The organism is Streptomyces lasiicapitis, assembly GCF_014646335.1.
Lineage (GTDB): Bacteria > Actinomycetota > Actinomycetes > Streptomycetales > Streptomycetaceae > Streptomyces > Streptomyces lasiicapitis.
Map to the genome: position 1 here is coordinate 1 of NZ_BMNG01000039.1, position 1719 is coordinate 1719.

A 1719-nucleotide genomic window follows, 5' to 3' on the forward strand; every position below is an offset into this window, starting at 1 on the left:
TGAGGTCCGTTACGCCTTCTTCGAGCTGGGCTGGTGAAGCCTCTGGTTAGAGCGTGCGGGCGGACCTGGTGCTCGTGGTGGTGGCGGTCATGTGGGCGCCGGGCGGACGCCTGACCCGAGCCGGGCCTAGATGCCTCCTGAAAGACCGAGCGGCGTCCGGCGTCTTCGTGGCCACCACCACCAAGGGGAGCGGAGTATGGCGAGGTTCCAGGAGCGCCGACTCGAACACCCCACGGATGTATCCGTTCCGTTGTACCTGGCCTCGGCGCTTGTGAAGCGTCAACACCTACTGGCTTGATCCCTCGTTGGTGTTGGTGGGACGAGCCCATCGCACGGTGACCTCTTTACACTCCCGAGCCCTGTGAGCTCCCGCAGAGACCGAGGCCCGCGCGGTGCGCTGGTGCCACGAACACGGCTAGTGAGGCGTCGGTCCGGCCCGATTGCGGCTGAGACCTGGAATTAGGTCGCTGCGTGGCCCGCATGCGCTCGTGACCAGCGCAAATACCCGATTCATGGAAAGAGAGCACCGTGATCTACTGCGGTATCGACTGGGCGGAAAGGACGCATGACGTCGCCCTGGTCGACGACACCGGCCAGTTACTCGCCAAGCGGCACATCACCGACGACCTGGTCGGCTACCGGGTGCTGCTGGACCTGCTCGCTGAGTACGGCGACACCGAAGAGAGCCCGATCCCGGTGGCCATCGAGACCTCCCGGGGTCTGCTCGTCGCGGTGCTGCGGCAGGGCAAGCGGCAGGTGTTCGCGATCAATCCGATGGCCGCCGCCCGCTACCGGGACAGGCACAGCGTCTCGCGGAAGAAGTCAGACCCCGGCGATGCCCTGGTCCTGGCGAACATCCTGCGCACGGACATGCACGCCCACCGGCCGCTGCCGAACGACTCCGATCTCGGCCGAGCCATTGCCGTCCTGGCCCGCGCCCAGCAGGACGCGACGTGGAACCGGCAGCAGGCTGCCAACCAGCTGCGTTCGCTGCTGCGCGAGTACTACCCGGCTGCCCTGGACGCTTTCGCCACCTGGACCAACGGCCTGTGCCGTCCCGAGGCTCGTGAACTCCTTCGCCTGGCGCCGACCCCGGCCCGGGCCGCGAGGCTGAGCCGCACGCAGATCAGCGCGGCTCTCAAACGGGCAGGCCGCAAGCGCGGCATCGACGCCGAGGCCGGGCGGATCCGCGAGGTCTTCCGCGCCGAGTACGCACACCAGCCGCCGCTCGTCGAGGACGCGCTAGGCCAGCAGATGCTCGCCCTCCTCATCCAGCTGGAGGCGGCCTGCACCGCGGCCGACGACCTTGCCAAGGCGGTGGAGGAGACTTTCCCTCAGCACCCGGACGCTGACGTGCTTTTGAGCTTCCCGGGCCTCGGCGTCCAGCTCGGCGCCCGGGTGCTGGCCGAGATCGGGGACGACCACACCCGCTTTGCCGACGCCCGCGGCCTGAGGGCCTACGCAGGCGCTTCGCCCGTCACCAGGGCCTCCGGCAAGAAGTCCAGCATCACCCGGCGGCGGATCAAGAACGACCGGCTCAACCACGCCGGCTACCTGTGGGCCTTCGCCGCCCCCAACGGCTCCCCGGGCGCCAAGGCCCACTACCGCCGACGCCGCGACGAGCACGGCGACTGGCACGCGGCCGCCCTCCGCAACCTCTTCAACCGCCTGCTCGGCCAGCTCCATCACTGTCTGCAACACCACAAGCTGTTCGACGAG

At 68.7% G+C, this 1719-nt stretch carries 1 protein-coding gene; it reads left to right on the forward strand.

Translation table 11 applies throughout. The annotated features are described in order from the left end of the window. Positions 1 to 528 precede the first annotated feature (528 nt). A partial coding sequence (locus IEY91_RS41400) for an IS110 family RNA-guided transposase (protein WP_229697755.1) occupies positions 529 to 1719 on the forward strand: 1191 nt, incomplete at its 3' end.